Here is a 3,184-nt window from a genome sequence, read left to right as displayed (position 1 = left end):
TTAGGCACAGTTCCCGGTTATGCCTAGATCGAGACGGGATGAGTTCTGTGGTGACCGTGGAGTGCCAGTCGGAGGCAGTTGACTCCTGAAACGTCTTTGCATAATAGGAGCAGGCTTTCCCGATCGGCCATTCCGGCCGACGGGAGAAGCTCATGAACAACACACCGTCTCCGACTTCGTCCGCAACTCAATCACGAGGTAACGGCAATCGTTTGGCGCAGGCAGAACTGCCCGAGGAACTGAACAGCTGGGTCGGCGATTTCGATCGCCATCTCTCGCAGGTCGTGGGGCTTGCAGCCTCGTCCCGCCGCCAATATCGTTTCTTTGTCCGCCGATTCCTGGCGCAATTCTGCCCGGCGACATCCCATGATCGGTGGACGCCCCGCGCGGAATGGCTCACCACCTTTGTTCGCCAAGAGGCTGCACGCCTTCACGGACACTCGCGCAAGAAGCCAGGCACTGCACTGCGAGCGTGGCTTCGGTATCTGGTGTTCTGCGGCATGGCGGGCCGCGAGCTCGAAGCTGCGATACCCTCGATGCCCCAGTGGAAGTACGCCTCTCTGCCGGTGCGTCTCACCGCAGAGGAGACCGAGCGCGTGCTCGGAGCAGCGCTCGACGGCAGCGCCCACGAGTTGCGCAATCGGGCGATGTTGCTGGTCCTGGCGAGAATGGGCGTACGGGCCTGCGAGCTCACACATCTGATGCTCGACGATATCGACTGGGTCGAGGGCTGCGTGCGCATTCGTCCTGGAAAGTCTCACCGCGAACGGCGACTGCCGTTGCCTTGCGAGGTCGGCGAAGCATTGTGCGCCTATCTTCAACACGAGCGCCCCGCCAGTGCTTGCAGAGCAGTCTTCCTGAGTACGAGGGAACCGTACGGGCCGATTCTCGACTCGTCAGTCGTCTCGAGAACGGTCCGCCAAGCTATGACCCGAGCTGACGTGACGGGTATCCCGGCCGCGGCACATGCGCTGCGTCACACGGCGGCCACGCAGATGGTATGCCGAGGCGCAACTTTCAAGGAAGTCGCCGACGTGCTGGGACATGCCTCGCTGGCGACGACGGCGATCTATGCGAAGCTTGATCTCGCGACGCTCGCGCACGTGGCCTTGCCGTGGCCGGGAGTACGGTCATGAACGGGCATCCAGAGTTACGCGACCACCTTGATGCCTATCTTGCCGTTCGGGAGGCGCTCGGCTTCAACGATGCGGCCAGAAAGGCAGTGCTGAGAAGCTTCGTTGAATATGCGATCGTCGCCGAGAGGTGGCCGATCGACGCGCAGCTTGCGGTTGACTGGGCGTGCGGGCCATCATCCGTCCGCAGTCCGGCCGGGCAGGCAAGTCGCCTTTCTACGGCCCGGCGGTTCTTGTACTTCCTGCGTGCGAGCGTTCCGGAAACGCAGATTCCCGGAAGCGGATTGCTTGCGCGACCGCGACGGCGCAGGCCCTACATCTTCACGCAGGAGGAACTCGCCCGCCTACTGGACGCCGCCGCGGCAATGCGGCCACGTCGCAGATTGCGACCGCACGTATATGTATCGATGATTGGCCTGCTGGCCAGCACCGGTATCCGGGCGGGCGAGGCCATCCGATTGACGGTCGACGACGTGCTGCTTGACGCCGATCCGCCGAGGATTACGATCCTCGAGACCAAGTTTCGGAAGTCGAGAATCGTGCCCTTGCACCCGACGACCTCCGAGAAGTTGAAGGCCTATGTGCTGCTGCGCCAGAAGCTCGGCTACGCCGGGCTATCGGATCTGTTCTTCATGTCCGAGATCGGAACGGCGATCAGCTACGGATTCTTCGCGAACTGGTTCACGCGCACGGCTTACCGGCTCGGAATGGTGCCGTCTTCGGGCACCAGGTCGCCGACGCTGCACAGCCTACGCCATACCTTCGCCGTCGAGCGCTTGACGCAATGGTGCCTGGAAGGTGCACCAGTGCAGCAATGGATACCGAATCTGTCCGTCTATCTCGGGCATGTCAGCCCTGTGGAAACGTATTGGTACCTGACCGCGACACCGGCACTGCTGACTACTGCGGCGGCGACGTTCCGGCAGTATGCAAGTCTGGGAGAGAAGTCATGAAGACCACCACCATGATCGGCCCGTTGCTGCAGGGCTTCTTCGTCGAACATCTGCTCGCCCATAAGCATGTCAGCCCGAGAACGGTATCGAGCTATCGAGACACGCTTCGTCTCTTGCTCCAGTTCGTCTGGAACAAAACGCACATTGAGCCTTCGTCACTGCGCCTGGCCGCGTTGGATGCGCCCGTGATCCTGTCATTTCTTGACTACCTGGAAGTTGAGCGGCGCAATTCAGTGCGATCTCGTAACGCCAGGCTGGCAGCGATCCACAGCTTCTTTCGATGGGTCGCGCTGTGCGATCCGGAGTCGGTGGACTTGGCTACCCGCGTACTTGCGATTCCGTTGAAGCGGACAGATCGACTACTGGTGCAGGCGCTCACCCGTGCCGAAATCGATGCTTTGCTTGCAGCACCCGACCGATCTCTATGGCGCGGTCGTCGCGACTACGCGCTGCTGCTGACGATGTACAACACCGGAGCGCGCGTTTCCGAAATCATCGCGCTCCGACAGGAACAGGTCCAGTTCGGCGGCAGCACGCTGATCAGTCTTATGGGCAAGGGGCGCAAGGAACGAAGCATCCCGTTGTGGTCAAACACGTCTCAGGTATTGAAGACGTGGTTCCATGAACTGGAGAGCACTCGCACGCCGATCGCGTTTCCCAGTTGTCGCGGCCGGCAACTGTCGCGCAACGGCGTTGATTACATCCTCCAGCAAGCCGTCAATCAGGCCAGCGTGCAATGCACGAGTCTGATCAGCAAACGGATTTCGCCGCATGTCGTGCGCCATTCAACGGCCATGCATCTCTTGCAATCGGGCGTCGACATCAGCCTCATCGCACTCTGGCTTGGGCACGAGAGCATCGAAACCACCCACGTCTACATCGATGCCGATCTGGCGACCAAGGAGCGGGCACTCGAGAAACTGGCGCCAGCGGAAGCCGCCTCGTTCCGGTTCAAGCCTTCCGATAGCGTGCTTGCCTTCCTTCAACAGCTTTGATTATCAATAGTCTCGTCGCCGGCGATCCAAAGCTGGCGAAACCCGGTCGACGAGCTGGGCATAACCGGGAACTGTGCCTAAAAGCGCAAATTCCTATCATAAG

General features: G+C 60.8%; 3 protein-coding genes. All 3 read left to right on the top strand.

Features of this window, described 5'->3' with window-relative positions:
• Positions 1 to 152 precede the first annotated feature (152 nt).
• From DWV00_RS33485 to DWV00_RS33475, 3 genes are read left to right on the top strand one after another with little or no spacing between them, the layout of a single operon-like run.
• Complete coding sequence (locus DWV00_RS33485; protein WP_115537901.1) at positions 153 to 1,136, top strand: site-specific integrase; 984 nt, start codon at positions 153 to 155, stop codon at positions 1,134 to 1,136.
• Complete coding sequence (locus tag DWV00_RS33480) at positions 1,133 to 2,086, top strand: tyrosine-type recombinase/integrase (protein WP_115537900.1); 954 nt, start codon at positions 1,133 to 1,135, stop codon at positions 2,084 to 2,086. Before DWV00_RS33485 ends, DWV00_RS33480 begins: the two co-directional genes overlap by 4 nt.
• Positions 2,083 to 3,081 (top strand): tyrosine-type recombinase/integrase, encoded by a 999-nt coding sequence (locus DWV00_RS33475; protein ID WP_115537899.1) that lies wholly within the window; start codon positions 2,083 to 2,085, stop codon positions 3,079 to 3,081. The genes DWV00_RS33480 and DWV00_RS33475 overlap by 4 nt, the downstream gene beginning before the upstream one ends.
• Positions 3,082 to 3,184: the final 103 nt, after the last annotated feature.

Origin of the sequence: Trinickia dinghuensis (assembly GCF_003367175.1) — a bacterium.
In the GTDB taxonomy this organism is placed as follows: Bacteria; Pseudomonadota; Gammaproteobacteria; order Burkholderiales; family Burkholderiaceae; genus Trinickia; species Trinickia dinghuensis.
Note: the sequence above shows the minus strand (reverse complement) of the source record. Positions and strands in the feature narration are given on the sequence as shown.

What these genes read in the sequence shown, in the direction of transcription:
- DWV00_RS33480 (WP_115537900.1), top strand. Translation starts at nt 1,133, where the DNA reads ATGAACGGGCATCCAGAGTTACGCGACCACCTTGATGCCTATCTTGCC.
- DWV00_RS33475 (WP_115537899.1), top strand. Translation starts at nt 2,083, where the DNA reads ATGAAGACCACCACCATGATCGGCCCGTTGCTGCAGGGCTTCTTCGTC.
- DWV00_RS33485 (WP_115537901.1), top strand. Translation starts at nt 153, where the DNA reads ATGAACAACACACCGTCTCCGACTTCGTCCGCAACTCAATCACGAGGT.